Source organism: Myxococcus sp. CA056, assembly GCF_013336715.1.
GTDB lineage: Bacteria > Myxococcota > Myxococcia > Myxococcales > Myxococcaceae > Myxococcus > Myxococcus llanfairpwllgwyngyllgogerychwyrndrobwllllantysiliogogogochensis.
On sequence record NZ_JABUMT010000002.1, the window covers coordinates 213,735 to 231,443 of the forward strand.

At 68.2% G+C, this 17,709-nt stretch carries 11 protein-coding genes; 7 read left to right on the forward strand and 4 right to left on the reverse strand.

Translation table 11 applies throughout. The annotated features are described in order from the left end of the window. Position 1 precedes the first annotated feature (1 nt). Entirely contained in the window at positions 2-1,759 is a 1,758-nt protein-coding gene (locus HUA76_RS08575) for an Ig-like domain-containing protein (RefSeq protein WP_217439496.1), read from the reverse strand. A gap of 352 nt (positions 1,760-2,111) precedes the next feature. On the opposite strand from HUA76_RS08575, the gene HUA76_RS08580 reads away from it, so the two are divergent. From HUA76_RS08580 to HUA76_RS08610, 7 genes are all read left to right on the forward strand, one after another. Beyond that, positions 2,112-3,116, forward strand: a complete 1,005-nt coding sequence (locus HUA76_RS08580; RefSeq protein WP_174460556.1) for an SDR family oxidoreductase — start codon at positions 2,112-2,114, stop codon at positions 3,114-3,116. An 81-nt stretch (positions 3,117-3,197) separates the two neighbouring features. Then, a complete protein-coding gene (locus HUA76_RS08585; protein WP_174460557.1) occupies positions 3,198-4,202 on the forward strand; it encodes a diacylglycerol kinase family protein in 1,005 nt (334 codons plus the stop codon). Positions 4,203-4,255: 53 nt separating this feature from the next. Continuing rightward, complete coding sequence (locus HUA76_RS08590; RefSeq protein WP_141648624.1) at positions 4,256-4,945, forward strand: NUDIX domain-containing protein; 690 nt, start codon at positions 4,256-4,258, stop codon at positions 4,943-4,945. Between the two features lie 275 nt (positions 4,946-5,220). After that, on the forward strand, positions 5,221-6,024 hold the full coding sequence (locus HUA76_RS08595) for a protein phosphatase 2C domain-containing protein (RefSeq protein ID WP_174453701.1): 804 nt from the start codon (positions 5,221-5,223) through the stop codon (positions 6,022-6,024). 4 nt (positions 6,025-6,028) lie between these two features. Beyond that, complete coding sequence (locus tag HUA76_RS08600) at positions 6,029-7,903, forward strand: hypothetical protein (protein WP_174460558.1); 1,875 nt, start codon at positions 6,029-6,031, stop codon at positions 7,901-7,903. Between the two features lie 36 nt (positions 7,904-7,939). Next, positions 7,940-9,004, forward strand: a complete 1,065-nt coding sequence (locus HUA76_RS08605; RefSeq protein WP_174460559.1) for a nicotinamidase — start codon at positions 7,940-7,942, stop codon at positions 9,002-9,004. A gap of 98 nt (positions 9,005-9,102) precedes the next feature. Continuing rightward, a complete protein-coding gene (locus HUA76_RS08610) occupies positions 9,103-9,915 on the forward strand; it encodes a hypothetical protein (protein ID WP_174453704.1) in 813 nt (270 codons plus the stop codon). Positions 9,916-9,919: 4 nt separating this feature from the next. Here HUA76_RS08610 and HUA76_RS08615 read toward each other — a convergent pair whose 3' ends face one another. The 3 genes from HUA76_RS08615 to HUA76_RS08625 form a co-directional block, all read right to left on the reverse strand. Then, positions 9,920-10,321, reverse strand: coding sequence for a hypothetical protein (locus tag HUA76_RS08615; protein WP_141648619.1), 402 nt, complete (start codon positions 10,319-10,321; stop codon positions 9,920-9,922). 68 nt (positions 10,322-10,389) lie between these two features. Continuing rightward, positions 10,390-13,134, reverse strand: a complete 2,745-nt coding sequence (locus HUA76_RS08620) for a CARDB domain-containing protein (protein WP_174460560.1) — start codon at positions 13,132-13,134, stop codon at positions 10,390-10,392. A gap of 198 nt (positions 13,135-13,332) precedes the next feature. Next, entirely contained in the window at positions 13,333-17,484 is a 4,152-nt protein-coding gene (locus HUA76_RS08625; protein WP_174460561.1) for a MopE-related protein, read from the reverse strand. Between the last annotated feature and the right edge of the window lie 225 nt (positions 17,485-17,709).

Consider the following 17,709-nt stretch of genomic DNA (forward strand, 5'->3'; position numbering starts at 1 on the left):
GTCAGCGATTGAGGTGTGAGTGGACGACCAGCGTTCCACCATCGGCGAGGGTGGTCACCACCTGGATGGTGTTGATGCCTGTGATGGTGAATTCCGAGAATGTCGCGGTCGAAATGGGAGGGAGGGTGGTCTCGCTGCTTGCGAAGGGAGTCCATGACCCGGATGTGCATCGCTCGATGTGGAAGAAGGGGGTTCCCTTTGCCGACCAGGCCATCCACACCGTTCCGGTGTCATCCAACTCGAGGCGCGTCATTTCGGACGTTGGTTCGGTGGGCGGTGTGTGTTGCGGGCAATAGACCTCCCACGCGTCGTTCTTCCAAATATAGGAGTGCGCTTGTGCGGGGCCCTCTACCGGTTGGTCGACCCAGGCGAGAATCGGTTTGTCATCGGGGGCAAGAGAGAGGCGAGGCTCACGAAACTGCGAGAGTTCGAAGGGAACACCGACCGGAGGTTGTGCTTCCTGAAGTGGCTTCCAGTCGGTGCCGTTCCAGCGGACAACATAGAGCTTCGATTGCCCGTTTTTTTGCCCTCTCATCGCCAGGAACATCGACTGGGTGGGACCGACCTTGATACCGATGGGGTAGCTGGAGTCCAGGCCGAGCAATGCGTTGAGGCTTCCTCCCAGGGGCTCCCAGGCTGTTCCTGTCCAGCGATAGGCATAGGTGGTCTGCTCGGTGTCGGAATAGTACGCGATGAGTGGTTTTCCCGTCGCATCCAGGTCCATGACTGGGTGAGTGCTGTCGGAGATGGATGGCAGAATTCCTGAAGTTCCTCCCAGATAACTCCAGTGAGTTCCCATCCAGCGCGCGACATAGATGCGCTCGGATTCGTTGCTGCCATTTCCTTCATGCCAGGCGACAACAGGTGTTCCATCCAGGGGGTCGAATCTGACTGTTGGATTATAGGGCTCGAATCCAGACGTTCTTGCTTCCAGCCCACTGCCCAACTCCATCCATTGGCTGCCAGTGTTGCTGTAGACGCGCAGCCTGGAATACGCCGGGAGTTTCTCGGATTGGACGATGACGGAGTTTCCTTGTTTGTCCGAGCCGAACTCATAAAGATGGACACCAAGGTTCCCTGAATCCTTGGCGAGGACGGGCCCGTAAGGCAGGAGCATCATCGTGGAATGTCTCCAGTCCCACGTGCCCACGGGAACTTCCAAGGCATTTCCCGCCCTGTCCGTTACGGCCAAGGTGAGAACCATCGCCGCTGAGGTGGGCCCCGAGATAGGCGTTGCCGGCACCACCGTCATCGTCTTCCCATCACCCGACAGTGACACCGTCCGGGCCACCTCCACTCCGCCCACGGTGAGCCGTACGGAGGCGCTCGTCACGGTGCTCGCATTCACCGGCTCGGAGAACACGGCCTGGATGGGGCTCTTGACCCACACATCCTGAGCCCCCGGCTCCGGGGCCCGCGACACCACTTGCGGCGCCGTGCGGTCCACCACCACCACACGCTCCTCTCCCGTAAACACCGTCTCCCCGAACACCACCCGTCCCCCCAACCGGTGCTCACCCTCCGCCTCCCCCGCCGTGTCCCACGAATACGTGTACGGCGACTCCAGCACCGCGAGCACCTCTCCGTCCCGGAGCAACTCCACACGGTCCGGACGGTGCCCCGTCACCTCCATGCCGAGGTCCAAGACCCCCCTCGTATAGGCCGTCGCCTCGGGCGTGCGGATGCGCACCTCGCCCTGGACGGGAGTGATGCCCGGCACGTCGATACAGGCCGGCGCGGACAGGAGAACGGCAACCACCCAGGGCGGCAGGACAGGTCTTGGAGTGCTCATCGTGTGGTGTCAGTGCAGGCCGCGTTCCGTTGCCCACCAGACAGTCGCATGCCCATAACAGCCCTCTCCCGCTTCCTCCAAACCACCCCAACCCCTTGCTTTCAGGCCCAGACCCACCGGCGCGGAGTCGTTCCACTTCGGGTGGAACCTCCACGGCTCCGTCTCGGCGCTGGACTCCCGTCCGTGCTCCGGAACCGCTCTGCCGCCCGCTCTCCGGGGGAGCCCCCTGGGGCACGAGGCACTCGCCACCTTCATCCCCATCTTCGCTCAGGGCCAGGAGCCGCCAGCGCGCCGGCTCGCCCAACGGAGGCCAGGGAACATGAAACGGGCATGGAAGAACCGCGTCGTCGTCATCACCGGAGCGTCCAGCGGCATCGGCCGCGCCACCGCGCTCGCCCTCGCGAAGAAGGGCGCCCACCTCGTGCTCGCCGCCCGCCGCGAGGAGCCGCTCGAGGACCTCTCCCGTGAGTGCGTCTCCCTCGGCGTCCGCGCCGTCGCCGTCCCCACCGATGTCTCGGATTCCGCCTCCGTGCAGGCGCTCGCCCAGGAAGCCGTGCGAGCCTTCGGCCGCTTCGACGCGTGGATCAACAACGCCGGCGTCTACCTCATGGGCAGCCTGGAGGAGACCCCCGACGACGCCTTCCGCCAGCTCATGGAGACCAACTTCTTCGGCACCGTCAGCGGCACCCGCGCCGCCGTGACGCAGTTCCGCCGCCAGGGCCACGGCACCCTCGTCAATGTCTCCTCATCCTTCGGCTCCGTCACCGCCCCCTATGTCAGCGCCTACGTCGCCTCCAAACACGCCGTGCGAGGCTTCACCGCCTCCGTCCGCCAGGAACTCCTCGATACCGGCATCCACGTCTGCACCGTGATGCCCGCCGCCATCGACACGCCCCTGTGGCACCACACGGCCAACTACACCGGCTGGCGCGTGCGCCCCGTGGAGCCCGTCTACACCCCCGAACGCGTCGCCCGAGCCATCCTCCGCGTCCTGCGCCAACCCCGCGCCGAAGTCCTCGTCGGCCCCGCCGCCCGCGCCTTCGCCGCCATGCACGGCCTGATGCCGCGGACCTTCGAGCGCACCATGCACGGCGCCACCGAGGCCCTTCACTTCGAGGACGAACGTCAGGGCGCCACCCCCGGCAGCCTGTTCCACCCCATGTCCGAGGGCACCGCCACGTCCGGCGGCTATCACTCCCGGAGCAAGCAAGCCCTGCGCCGCCTGCTCTTCGCCGGGGGACTGGTCGCCACGGCCGCTCTCTTGGGGAGGAGGGAGGCTCGGGGGCGGCTTGGCGCGCGCGTCGCCCACGCACTAGGGGTGTGAGACTCACATTGTCGTCACGGGCCCGGTCCATCGCGGGCCCGTGACCGGGCCATGACACGGCCCGGGGAAAGTCCCGCCGCCATGACCGACATCGCTGTCCTCGTCAATCTGCGTGCACGCCGGGGCTCCGAGGGAGTCGGCGGCCTGGTGCAGCGTTTCCTCCCCAAGGCCCGACTGGCGCTCACCCGCTCGCTCGAAGAGGCCCGGCACTGGATTTCCGAGCTGCGTCCCAACCCGCCCTCGCTCCTGCTGGCCGGAGGCGGTGACGGCACCATCACCGGTCTGCTCAACGAACTGCGCGCGGCGGGCGTGGCCCTGCCGGCCATTGGCGTGCTCCCCATGGGCACTGGCAACGCCTGGGCGCGCGTCACGGGCGCCCCCCGTCCCGCCGTGGCGCTCAAGCAGATCGCCGCGATGCGCGAAGTCCTGCCGCCCACGCGTCCCTTCTCCCTGGTGCGCGTGGAGGGCAAGGTGGCCCCCTTCGCCGGTACGGGCTGGGACGCGGAGATGATTCAGGACTTCAAGGATCAGCTCTCCGCCGCGGGTCCGCTGCGCAGCCAGCAGGCGGGCCTGCGCGGCTACCTCACCGCGATGTTCACCCGGACGGTGCCTCGGCACATGTTCGGCTCCGGCACCCCCCGGGTGTCCGTCTACAACGTGGGCGAGCCCGCCCTCACCGTGGATGCTCGCGGCAACGTGATTCCGGTGCCCAACAGTGAGAAGGGCGCGCTCCTGTACGAAGGGCCCGCGGGCGTGGCCGGCGCCGCCACGACGCCCGAGTGGGGGTTTGGCTTCAAGGCCTTCCCCTTCGCCCAGACGGTGCCGCACCGGCTCTCCGTGCGCGTCTACAGCGCCGGCGTGCTGGAGGCCACGCGCAACATGTTCAAGCTGTGGCGCGGCGAGCACCCGCTGCCGCACATGCATGACTGGTTCGTCCAGCGCCTGCGCATGGACTTCGACCGCGACGTGCCCTTCCAGATGGGCGGCGACGTCATCGGCATGCGTCGCTCGGTGGAGTTCGACCTGGCCGAGGAGAGCGTCCAGCTCGTCGACTGGCGCAAGCTGTCCCGCATGGTCCAGGTGTAGCCCAGCGCGCTCTCGTTGACTCGGGTGTGCTCCGGACACTATGCCGGTGCGCCGTGAGCTACACCTACGAGTACCCGAGACCTTCGTTGACGGTGGACTGCGTCGTCTTCGGCCTGGACGACGATGACCTGAAGGTGCTGCTCATCCAGCGCGGGGTGGAGCCCTTCGAGGGCCGCTGGGCGCTGCCGGGCGGCTTCGTGAAGCTGGACGAGTCGCTCGAGGCCGCCGCGCGGCGTGAACTGGAAGAGGAGTCCGGTCTGCGCCCCGGGCACCTGGAGCAGCTCTTCACCTTTGGAGAGCCGGACAGGGACCCTCGGGGTCGGGTCATCACCGTGGCGTACTTCGCGTTGGTGAAGCTCAGCGCCCACGCGCTGCGCGCCGCCACCGACGCCCGCGAGGCCGCGTGGTTCTCCGTCTGGGATACGCCCAAGCTGGCGTTCGACCACGCGGACATCCTCAACACCGCGCTGCAGCGCCTCAAGGGCAAGGTGCGCTACCAGCCCATCGGCTTCGAGCTCCTGCCGCCCAAGTTCACCCTCACCCAGCTCCAACGCCTGTACGAGGTCGTGCTGGAGCGCGAGCTCGACAAGCGCAACTTCCGCAAGAAAATCCTGGCCATGGACCTGCTGGAGGAGCTGGACGAGGTGGAGCAGGACGTCTCCCACCGCGCCGCGCGCCTCTACCGGTTCGACCACAAGAAGTACCGCCAGCTCGAGAAGGCCGGCTTCAACTTCGAACTCTGACGCCCCGCTGTCCACCCGCGCACGGAGGCCCTGTCCTCCCGTCCGGCCTCCCATTGCATTGACACAGTGTCGTTTGGACACTATGTTGGTGTCGTAGGTACGCGAACCCGGAGCGAGGCTCCGCGGGACAGCGCCACCAGAGGAGAGGCGCGGCCCGTGGAGTCCCTCTTCGGGGAGCGTGGGAGGCCGCCGCTCCCGGGGAGCCCGGGGGACAGGGCGCGTCACCTTGTCGCACCTTCGCCGTGCCGAGCCCGTTCGCGGGCCACGGGAGAGCCATGTCCTCGCTTCCCTTCGATGTCGCCGCCGCCTCCGTGCAGGGCCGGGAGCATGCGAGGGCGGGGCGCAACAACCAGGATGCCTGGTGCGTGCGCGCCAGCGAGCACGGGCTGGTGGCGGTGGTGGCGGACGGTTGTGGCAGCCAGCCGTGCAGTGAGCTGGGCGCGCAGCTCGGCGTGCGGCGGGTGGCGCAGGCGGCGCTGGTGCGACTGGCGGAAGACGGGCGTGTGGATGAAGCCGGGTTCCTTCCCGGGCTGCGAGAGGACGTGCTGTGTCTGCTGAGTGAGCTCCGGCGGGAGCTCGGCCGCGACACACTGGGGGACTTCCTCTTCACGGTGGTGGGCGCGGTGCTGACGCCCTCTCACACGCTCGTCTTCTCCGCGGGAGATGGGGTGTGGTGCCTCAACGGCGAGGTGCGGGTGCTGGGGCCCTTCGCGAACAATGCACCGCCCTATCTCGCCTATGCCTTGTCGGGTAACGCGGAGACGCCGCTCGTCGCACAGGCCCTGGTGCCCACGCAGGATGTCCGGGTGTTGATGCTCGGGACAGATGGAGTCTCGGACCTGGCGAAGCTGGCGGAGGCGCGCCTTCCCGCGAGCGATGAGCGGGTGGGGGAGCTGTCGCGGTTCTGGACGGAGGACCGCTACTTCACGAACCCGGATGCGCTGCGGCGCCGGCTGGCGATGCTCAACCGAGAGCACGTGCGCGCCGACTTCGAGGCACGGCGCCTGGAGCGAGCGCCGGGCCTGCTCGCGGACGACACGACGATGGTGGTGCTCCGTCGCCGCATGGGGAGGGCGTGACGCCATGGACCTCTGGCTCGAAGGCAAGAAGGTGCGGCTCAATCCCGCGAAGGCGCTGGGCAAGGGCGGCGAGGCGGATGTGTTCGACCTGGGCAAGGGGCGTGCGCTCAAGGTGTTCAAGCAGCCCGAGCATCCAGACTACACGGGGCTCGCCGTCGAACAGGCCGCCGCTCGCGCTCGCCTGGACGAGCATCAACGCAAGCTGCGCGCCTTTCCCACGGGCCTGCCGGGGAGGGTGGTGACGCCGCAGGCGCTCGCCACGGATTCCACGGGACAGAGGGTGCTGGGCTACGCCATGCGCAAGCTGGACGGCGTGGAGTCCCTGCGTCGCTTCGGCGAACCCTCGTTCCGCCGCGTCGGCGCCACGTCCGCTCGCGCGGTCGAAGTGCTGTGTGGGCTGCATCGGACGCTCGCCGGGGTGCATGCCTCGGGCGTGGTGGTGGGCGACTTCAACGATTTGAACGTGCTGGTGACGGGGCACGCGGACGCGCACCTCATCGACGCGGACAGCTTCCAGTTCGGAGGCTTCCTGTGCTCGGTGTTCACCGAGCGCTTCCTCGACCCGGTGCGCCTGGGCGGCGCGACGAGCCTCATCCCCACGCGGCCCGCGTCGGAGGCGAGTGATTGGTATGGCTTCACCGTGGCCGCGATGCAGTCGCTCCTGTGCGTGGGGCCTCACGGCGGGGTGTACCGGGCGAAGTCCCCGGCGGCGCGGGCGACTGCGGCGGGGCGGCTGCTCCAGCGCATCACCGTCTTCCATCCGGAAGTGCAGTACCCGAAGCCCGCGCTCCCGCTGCGCACGCTGCCGGATGACGTGCTCCACCACCTGCACCGCGTCTTCGTGGAGGACCTGCGCGGCGTCTTCCCGCTGCCCCTGCTGGAGGGCCTGCGCTTCACCGCGTGCGCGTCGTGCGGCGTCGAACATGCGCGGAGCGCCTGCCCCACGTGTCAGCCCCACGCGGTGGCGGCGAGCACACCCGTCACCTCGACGCGCGGTCAAGTGACGGCGACGCACCTGTTCTCCACGCGCGGTGTCCTGGTCCACGCGAGCGTGGAGGAGGGAGTCCCACGCTGGCTGTACCACGCGGACGGAGCCTATCGGCGCGAGGATGGACGTGTGGCGTTGCGCGGACTGCTGGACCCCTCCCTGCGCTGGTCGCTGCAAGGGGACGCGACGCTGGTAGGACGCGACGGGGTGGTGGCGGTGCTCGTCCCGGAGCGCGCGCCCGAGCGACTGAGCGTGGACGCCCCCGAGGGACGCCCGGCCTTCGCCGCCAATGCGAGACATCGCTACTGGGCGGTGGGCGGCGGACTGTGGCGCGACGGCGCGCATGGCCAGGAGCGCATCGGCAACGTGCTGGAGGGACAGACGCACTTGTTCGTGGGGCCCCGCTTCGGCCTGGGGTTCCACCGCGCGGGGGGACTGAGGGGCGCGTTCGTCTTCGATGCGGAGCGTCTGGGATTGCGAGACGGACTCGTGTTGCCGTGGCCCTCGGGACAGCTCGTGGACGCGGACTGTGTCTTCGACGGGGCGCTCGCGTGGCTGTTCCTCGCGGAGGAAGCGGCGGGGCGCACACGGCACCACTGCGTGGTGGTGGGCTCGGACGGCGTGGTGCGCGCGAGCGGCGCGGCGGAGGCGGGGGATGGCTCGTGGCTGGGCGGCGCGTTCCGGAGCGGACGGTGCGCGGTGGGGGAGGCGCTGTTCTGCGCGACGGACGCGGGCCTCACCCGCGTGGAGCCACGGCAAGGTCGGCTGGAGGCCGTGCGCGAGTTTCCGGATGCCGAGCCCTTCGTGGACTCGGGTTGTCAGCTCCTGCTGACTCGGCAGGGGTTGTTGGTGGTGGGCAGGCAGGACCTCACCACGCTGCGGATGGCGTGAGCGGACACATTGAGTTCTTCACATGGGGGTAGCGCGATGAAGAAGCACCTGAAGGAACTTCCGATGCCTGGCTTCTACCGGGCGGACCACGCGAGCCAGTACAGCTACGGCCCGGACGCGGGAAGGCTTCAACTGGAGGCGGGCGCGTGGCGGGGCGCGCATGGAGTCACTTCGGCGGCGGCGGATGGGTTCAACCTGCACCTGTTGCTCATCGACGTGCAGAAGGACTTCTGCTTCCCGGAGGGCTCGCTCTACGTCGCGGGGCGCAGCGGACGCGGCGCGGTGGACGACAGCCGCCGAATCGCGGAGTTCATCTACAAGAACCTGGGCACGCTGACGAACGTCACGGCGACGCTGGACACCCACTTCGCGTACCAGATTTTCTTCCCGTCCTTCTGGGTGGACCAGGATGACAAGCCGCTCACGCCGTACCGCGAGGTGACGCGCGAGCACATCGAACGCGGGCAGGCGCGGCCCAACCCCGCGATGGCGAAGTGGCTGTGCGGCGGCAACTACCCCTGGCTGCTCAAGCAGGTGAAGTACTACTGCGAGGAGTTGGAGCGCGCGGGGAAATACACCCTGTACCTGTGGCCGCCGCACTGCCTCCTGGGAGGCGACGGACACGCGCTGGCGGGCGTGGTGCAGGAGGCGCGGCTGTTCCACTCGTACGCGCGCGGCATGCAGTCCTGGGCGGAGGTGAAGGGCGGCAACCCGTTGACGGAGAACTACTCCGTGCTGCGGCCAGAGGTGATGGGCCGGCATGACGGCCAGCCGCTGGCACAGCGCAACACCCAGTTCCTCAAGACACTGCTGACCGCGGACGCGGTGGTGATTGGCGGACAGGCCGCGAGCCACTGCGTGAAGAGCTCCATCGACGACCTGCTCGGAGAAATCGTCGCGCAGGACGCGGCGCTGGCTCGCAAGGTGTATCTGTTGACCGACTGCATGTCCGCGGTGACGGTGCCCGACGGCAAGGGCGGCTTCGCGGCGGACTTCACCCCGCAGGCGGACGCGGCCCTGAAGCGCTTCGCGGATGCGGGCATGCACCTGGTGAAGTCCACGGACCCGCTGACGAGCTGGCCGGACCTGCGCATCGGCTGAGCTGTCTTTTCATCACGCATATCAAGACCCGACCTTGCTCCGAAGAGAGCGGGCGGGCGGAGCCCTGCCCTCGGACCGGGGGAGAAAGTGAGCTGGACATGAGCAGCACGAGCAAATCGACGTGGGGTGGCCAGACGGCGGTGACGAAGCTCTTCGAGGATGCGCACGCGGAAGGGGTGTTGAGCCCCGCGGGGTTGCAGGCGCTGTCGGTGGTGGACCTGGGCGCGCAAATCCAGGCGGGGCTCGGCGTGCGGGTGGAAGACGTGCAGGCCAGCGAGGTGGTGCTGGTGACGGTGATGCCAGACGACTCGGGGAGCATCTCCACGAGCGGACACACGAAGACGGTGTGCGACGGGCACAACCTGGTGCTCGACTCGCTGCTGGCGAGCAAGCAGAAGGACGGCGTCCTCTTCCACACGCGCTACCTGAATGGCCACGTGCTCAATCCGTACCGGCCGCTGGAGGACGTGGTGCGGATGCACTCGAAGAACTACAGCGCGGACCAGGGCACGCCCCTGTACGACCAGGCGGTGGTGCTGCTGGGCACGGTGCTGGCGAAGTCCCAGGAGTTCAGCGGCAACGGCGTGCCGGTGCGCACGGTGACGTTGCTGATTACCGACGGCGCGGACATGCACTCGAGCCGCGCCACGGCGAGGGACGTGGCGGCGGTGGTGAACGACCTGCGTCGCGCGGAGAACCACATCGTCGCGGCGATGGGCATCGATGACGGGAGCACGGACTTCCGGCGCGTGTTCCAGGAGATGGGCATCGAGGACAAATGGATTCTGACCCCGGGCGAGACGGCGCAGGAGATTCGCGCGGCCTTCCAGGTGTTCAGCCAGTCCGCGGTGCGCGTGAGCCAGGGGGCCGCGAGCTTCAGCCGCACGGCCCTGGGTGGCTTCGGCCGGTGAGGCGCTATTCGTCCTCTTCTTCGATGTCGCTGAAGACGAACTGGGGCGTGTCGGACAGGGCTTCGAGCACGGCGATGCCCGGCCCAGCATCCATGACTCCTACGGCGTTCGTGTCGAGGTAGATTTCAATGTACCGGGCGTGCTCCAGGTCCTTGACGAGCCTCCAGCGGATGCCGCTTGGGGGAAGCATGTCGCCCTTGCGGTAGCAGGCGACCTCGAAGGAGACGGGGGTGGAGAGCCGTGCCGGGTCGCCTCGGAATATCCGGGCGATGCGTCCTTCCACCACGGCCTCGCCCGGGGTGACGGGCGGGAGCTTGACGCGGTCTACCTCGAGCTGGACGTGCAGCTTCGCATGCAGGGCGCTGCTGACATCGCGACGGGCATAGTCGTCAGGAGAGAGGGCCATGTCCAAAGCCTACCCTGACAAGGCCCGGAGAGGGTTTGCTCCCCGGGCCTGCTGACTCCTTGCGTGACTCAGTGAACGCGGGCGGGCGGCAGGTTGGACGGCACCAGGCCCACGGACTTGAGGCCCGCCGTCGGCGCGCACACCAGCGCCTTCAGGTCATCGGCGCGCCGCGTCAGGTCATCGAACGTGCGCACCGACTTCGTCACCGGGTCCGTCACCGTGGTGCCTCGCAGGTAGGGTGACAGCGCCGCCGTCGTCCCTCGCGTTCGAGGGGCCACATGGACGAACTCCGTCTGCGTCTCGCCCGCGTGGCAGCCGCTGCACGTGTTGAGGGAGAACTTGTGGCGCACCTCGTTCGCCACGTTCGGCGCGCGCCAGAAGAAGTCCAGCGGCACCAGTGAGTGGGCCGCCAGGAACGGGAAGCCCCCCATGCTGTCGGGCACCACATGCCGCTCCGCGAGCACGTCCGCGCTGTTCTCCGTCAGGAAGGTGGCCAAAAGCTGCGTGTTCTCGAAGTGCAGCGCCGGCGTCAGCTTCATCGTCGTCGGCATCAGGCCCAGCGGCGAGAGGATGAACTCGCGCATCTCCCACGGCTCCGCGAGCTCGATTTCATTGGTGCGAATCTGGTTCAGCGCGCTGCCCTCGTGCCGACCCGTCATCACCCCTCGCTTCGAGAAGCGGTCCGTGAGCGCCTGGAGCTTCGCGTTGTAGCCCGCGTTTCCAACCTTCAGCGTTCCCAGCTCATGCCAGTCCGTGGCCCAGCGCTGGATGGACTCCGGCGTGGTTCCGGGCAGGGCGTACTCGAGGATGATGGTGAACTCGAGCGGCACACCGCTCGGGTCCACCACGCCGAAGATGAAGCGCCCCTCTCCCGCCTGGAGACCCTGCTCGCGCAGGTCGATGCGGTTGACGATGGCCAGCAGCCGGAACGGCGCCGAGTTGAAGTCCAGCGGCGCCGACGGCCCACCACTGCGCGCCTCCCACGGCCCCAGCACGCGCGTCTGCATCTCCGGACGCGGCGGAATCTCCAGCCCGTTCACGTTCTGCTTCGCGAGCCACGTCTTCAGCCACGCGCGCACCATCGGCGACGGGTCCTGCCCACCGGCCAGCTCGCGCATCACCGTGCCGAAGTGCCACGGCCCACCGGGCGCCGTGCGCACCGGGTCTTCGACGACGGACAGCGCCGTAATCATCAGCTCGCTCGGCTTGTCGATGGTGCACTGGCTGGTGGGCTGGCACACCGTGCGCGACTCGCAGCCGTTGGACGGCTTGCCGTCGCAGTCGTAGTAGCCCGGCGCGCAGGTGTGGCCACACGTCGCCGCCACGCAGACGCCGTCCGCATAGGGGCCGTCCTGGCAGGTGTTGCCACAGGTGCCGCAGTGGTTCGGGTTCGCCGTCAGGTCCACCTCGCACCCGTTGGAGGAGCGGCCGTCACAGTCCGCGGTGCCCGGCGGGCAGCGGAGCTCGTACGCGGGCCCTTCCGCGCAGGTGGACACGTTGCCCGAGGCGTCCTTCGCCGCGAGGAACACGCGGTGGCTGCCGCCGGCTCCGAAGGGCGCGGTCGCGGTGAAGCGGCCCTCCGCGTCCGCCTGCACCGTGCGCGCGGGCGTTCCCGTGCACGCGACGTCGATGAAGATGCCCACGGTGGAATGGGGCTCGGCGGTGCCCGTGACGACGAGCTGTCGGCCGTCGTTCAGGTATTGCCACTTCACGTCCGTGACGCGGGGCGGGGCCGGCGGCGTGCCGTCGTTCTGGTACTCCAGGGGATTGGAGCAGGGCGAAGGCGTGGAGTAGCCGCCCGAGTCCTTGGCTCGCGCGGACACCGTCACCTTCTCGTCCCTGGCCACGTTCATCTGGGCGAAGAAGAAGCCGGCGCCATCCGCGGTCAGCGTCTGCTCCGCGGTGCCCTGGCAGGTGGCGTTCCTGAAAATCTCGACGGTGACGCGCGGCTCCGCGCGGCCGTTGAAGATGGGCTGGAGGCTGCCGCCGGGTGAGCCCGGGCTGGTGCTGATCAGCACCGGCGCAATCCGTGGCGTGCCGTCGCCGTAGGGGTAGTCCACGGTGGGGCTGCAGGGCGAGCCATTGCCGACGTCGTCATAGGCGCGCGCGGACCAGGTGGCTCCGGGCGTCGTCGGGACGTCGATGGGGACCTCGCAGTAGGCGTCGCTGCCCGTGACAGTGCTCGCGACTTCCTGGCCGTAGCAGCCTGGGCCCTCGTACACGCGCACCGTGGCGCCTGCCTCGGTATGGAGGCTGAGGTTGCGCGGCCTCCCGATTCCGGCCTGCGTCCATGCGGGCGCGGGTGTCTCCGGAGGCGTGCGGTCCACGCGGACGGTGTTGCCGAGGCGGACGTTGTTGTCCTCGCGGGTCTCCGTGGCGGCGCCGTCTGGATCCACCCTCGCGCTCAGGAAGTAGCTGCCCTCGGGCGCGGCCCGCGCGCTCACCGAGACGGAGACTTCCCGACATTCGCCGGAGCGGAGGGAGAGGCGGGTGCTGGTGGCCAGGAGGATTTCGCTCATGCCGGGAGCGGCGGTGGCGGTGAGGAAGAAGGAGGCCTCCGTCGAGCCAGCGCCGCCGCCCTCGTTGCAGAGGCGCGCCCGGGCTCGCAGCTCGCCCGCGCCGAGGGCCGAAGGGCCGGAGACGGACTCCACCTGGAAGTCGGGACCGCCGGACTCGGTGGGGTCGGGCTGGGTGGGGTCGGGCCAGGGCTGGGTGGGGTCCTCGTCCCAGTCCCAGTCGGGCGCCTCGGGCTCCACGATGCAGCCCGCGAGTGTTCCCGCGAGCGCGATTGCCCACCAACGACGCGCGTGCATGTGTGACGTGCCTCCGGGGGAGCCTAGGGGTCCGGCCTTGCTGCGGGGATTGCTCCACCGTGCCCCTGGACGGGGGGCGGCGGGGTTTATTCACGGACAGCGCCAGGAACCCTCACGAGGGGGCCCGGCGCCTCAGGGCCGTGGAGTTCTCATCGTCGGGCTACGGGGGGCCTTCGGCGCTGAAGGGAGAGAGGGGTATCAGATGGGTGTCTCCTGGCACTGGGGGAGCAGCGAGGCCTCTCCGAAGCTCAACTCCGACATGTCGTAGGGACACGGAGGGAGGGAAGCGCACCCTTCGTTGTTCTGTCCGGAGCAATTGTTGTCGATGGCGTCACGGCAGATCTCCGCTGCGCCAGGGCTGACGGCCCCATTGCTGTCGTTGCAGTCCGTGGCGTTGGCAACGTAGCCGGCCGGCCGCGCACAGCTCTGAGTGGTCTGGCTCGCGTTGCCATAACCGTCGCCGTCCACATCCCGGTACCAGGTTGATGTCGCGCCTTCGTCCACGGCACCGTTGCAGTTGTTGTCCACTCCGTCGCAGGTCTCCGAGGCACTTGGGTGGATGCTGGAGCTGCCGTCATGGCAGTCGCTGGTGTTCGCCACATGGCCGGAGGGCTGCGAGCAGGCCTGCGTGGTCGAGGAGGCGTTGCCGTAGCCATCGCCGTCCGCATCTCGGTACCAGGTCGATGTCGCGCCTTCGTCGACGGAGCCATTGCAGTTGTTGTCCAGGCTGTCGCAGACCTCGGTGGCTCCGGGACTGGAAATCGCGCTGCTGTCATTGCAGTCGGTGGAGCTCGTCACGTAGCCGGAGGGGCGTGAACAGGCTTGGGTGGCGGTCGACGCGTTCCCGTAGCCATCTCCGTCCGCGTCCTGGTACCAAGTCGACGTCACGCCCTCGTCCACGGAGCCGTTGCAGTTGTTGTCCTTGCCGTCACACGACTCAGTGCGCCCCGGCCGGATGCTGGAGGTGGTGTCATCACAGTCCGTGCCATCGGCCACGTGCGAGGAGGGTTTTCGGCAGTTCTGCACGGAGACGCTCGGGTTGCCATACCCGTCCAGGTCGCCGTCCAGGTACCACGTCTGGAGGGGAAGGCCCTCGTCCACCGAACCACTGCAGTTGTTGTCCACGCCGTCGCAGGCCTCCGCGGCCGCGGGGTGGATGGTCGCGCTGCTGTCATTGCAGTCGCTGCTGTTCGCGACGTAACCCGAAGGAGGAGCGCAGGCGGCACTCGTGGATGACAGCTTCCCATAGCCATCACTGTCGAAGTCTCTGTAGTACGTGGTCTTCACTCCCTCGTCCACCGAACCACTGCAGTTGTTATCCACGCTGTCGCAGACCTCCGTGGCTCCGGGGTACGCATTCGCCCGGGTGTCGTCACAGTCGTCGTCGTTCGAGGAGTAGCCCGTGGGTTGGGCGCAGGCCATGACGCTCGGGGTCCAGTAGCCGAAGCTGTCGCCGTCCGCGTCGCGATACCAACGTGTCTGGACCCCTTCGTCCACGGAGCCGTTGCAGTTGTTGTCGATGCTGTCGCAGGCCTCGCTCACTCCGGGCTTGATGCTCGCGCTGCCGTCATTGCAGTCGCCGGAGCGTGTCGAGTATCCAGTGGGCTGCGAGCAGGCCTGGGTGGCGTCCGCCGCGTCCCCGTAGGTGTCGCCGTCCGCGTCCCGGTAGAAGGTGGACGTGACGCCTTCGTCCACGGAGCCATTGCAGTTGTTGTCGACGCTGTCACAGGTCTCCGCGGCGTTGGGCCTGATGCCGACGTTGCCATCATTGCAGTCCGTGGCATCCGACACGTACCCGGAGGGCTGCCTGCAGTTTTGCAGGGAGATGCTCGCGGCCCCGTAACCATCCGAGTCCGCATCCCGGTACCAGGCCTGAGTGGTGAGGCCCTCGTCGACCCCGCCACTGCAGTTGTTGTCCACCCCATCGCAGACCTCCGAGGCTCCCGGGTGGATGTCCGCGCTCGAGTCATTACAGTCTGTCGCGCTCGCCACGTAGCCCGTGGGCTGACGGCAGCTCCGTGTCGACAGCGTGGACCGACCATGGCCATCGCCGTCTCCATCCAGGTACCAGTCCTGGGTGGGAAGCCCTTCGTCCGCGCCTCCCGCGCAGTTGTTGTCCACGCTGTCACAGACTTCGGGGGCCGCCGGGTGGATGGCCGCGCTGGCGTCATTGCAGTCCGTCGCGTTCCCTACGTAGCCCGCGGGCATCGAGCAGGCCTGGGTCGTCGTACTCGCGGTGCCGAAGCCATCGCCGTCCTCATCGCGGTAGAACGTGCTCAGCACTCCTTCGTCCACCAGGGCGTCGCAGTCGTTGTCCGCACCGTCGCAGACCTCCGCCGCTCCGGGCTTGATGGACGCACTTCCGTCGTTGCAGTCCCCCGACACGGACGCGTAGCCCGCGGGCTGACGGCAATCCCGCACCGTGTCAGCCGCCATGCCAAAGCCGTCACCATCGGTGTCGCGGTACCACGTGTGCTGCGTCAACCCTTCGTCCGCCTGCCCGTCGCAGTTGTTGTCCACGCCGTCGCACAGCTCCGGCGCAATCGGATTGAACGTGGCCTTCGTGTCGTCGCAGTCCCCCGCGTTGGGCGCATGGTCCGCCGGACGCGCACAGGCCTGCATCGACTGCGATGTCACACCGTAGTTGTCGTGGTCCATGTCCAGGTACCACGCCGTGAAGGTCAGGCCGTCGTCCGACTGCCCGTTGCAGTCGTTGTCCCGGTCGTCACAGACCTCCGCTGACGGCCCCTGCTTCTGCACACAGTCGAGGACGCCATGGGTGCAGTACCTCACGCCCTCGCCGCACACGCCCTTGTCTCCCGTCTGGCACGTCACGAGTCCGCCCGGGTTCCCGTCATCCACTTCGCCGTCACAGTCGTTGTCCAGGTTGTCGCACTGCTCGGCCGACGCGGACTGGTTCTGCGTACACACCACGCTGCCACCCGTGCACGCGGTGGTGCCCGTCGCGCAGACCCCGAGCAACTCCGTGTCGCACGTCGTGCCACCACCCGGGTTGCCATCGTCCGCCACGCCGTCACAACTGTCGTCCAGCCCGTTGCACTGCTCCGACGCACCCGGGAACGTCGTCGACGTGAAGTCGTCACAGTCGACGTCCTCCACGTAGCCGTCCGGCGCGGTACACGACTCCAGGGCGATGTACTCGTCCCCAAATCCGTCCATGTCCCCGTCGAAATAGAATGTGTTGAGCACCAGGCTCGCCACCGGAGCCGTCGTGGCCGCCGTGGTCGTCGCACCCGTGCCGAGCTGCCCTTGTCCGTTGTTGCCCCACGCCCACACCGGGCAGTCCGGACGCACCGCCAACGCGTGGTGGTAGCCCGCCGCGATGGCCGTTGCGTCCGTCATCCCCACCACGTCCACGGGAACCACGCTGTTGCCTCCCGCCACGCCATGGCCCAACTGCCCGGAGGCGTTGAGTCCCCACGTCTTCACCAGCCCGTTGCCCATGATGGCCATCGAGAACGAGTGGCCCGCGCTCACCTGCGTCGCCGCGAACAGTCCGTTGACCGCGGTCGGCGTCAGTACCGGCGTGGATCCCGGCGTTCCGCTGCCCACCTGGCCTGACGAGTTCTGTCCCCACGCCCACACGTTGCCGAACTGCTCGTCAATCACGAGCGAGTGGCCCGAGCCCGCGGCGATGGCCTTCGCCCGAGGCAGGTTGGCCACCAGCGTCGGTACCAGGACGGAGGGCGTTGCGCTCCCCGTGCCCACCTGTCCGAAGTCGTTCTTGCCCCAAGCCCACACCTTGCCGTCCGCGTCCAACGCGAGCGCGTGGTTGTGGCCCGCCGCGATGGCTCGAATGGTCGGCAGGCTGTTCACCTCACGCGGCGTCGGCTCCGCGCTCGTGGGCGCGGTGCCCTTGCCCACCTGGCCGGAGGCATTCTGTCCCCAGGCCCAGACCCGGCCGTCCTGCCCCAGCGCCAGCGAGAAGTTCCCATTCGCCGCGATGGCTCGGATGCCGGAGAGCGCCGCCACCTGAGTGGGCAGAAGCACCGTGCCTCCCGCCATGCCGAGGCCCACCTGCCCGAAGTCGTTCTTGCCCCACGCGAAGACCTCGCCGTTCGTGCCGAGCGCGAGCGAGTGTGTCTGGCCCGCCGCCACGGCCTTGATGGACGGCAGCCCGATGGCCTTCGTCGGACTGGTCACCGGCGTGTTGTTGTTCGGGCTCCCCGTGCCGAGCTGGCCGGACAGGTTCTGTCCCCAGCCCCAGACCTCGCCATTCCTCTGCACGAACAGCGAGTGGTAGGCACCCGCCGCGACGGCCCGGTCCACCTTCACCGGCGACGACAGCTTTTGATGGGTCGTGGTCGGCTCCGACCCATTGTCAGACATGGGGGCGGGGTCACCGCAAGACATTGCGACCAGCATCAGGGGAACCACGTATCGAACAAATGGATTTTCCGGCCGTCGCGGGCATTGCCTTCTCAAGGGGTGCTCCTGTGGTGCTCCAGAGCCCGGCCTCTCGGGCGAGGAGCATGGGGGACGGACCTCCCGTGGGGGCGTGGGGTTGGGTCGACACCCACGACACGGTGAATGGGTCCAGTTCAAACCAAGGGG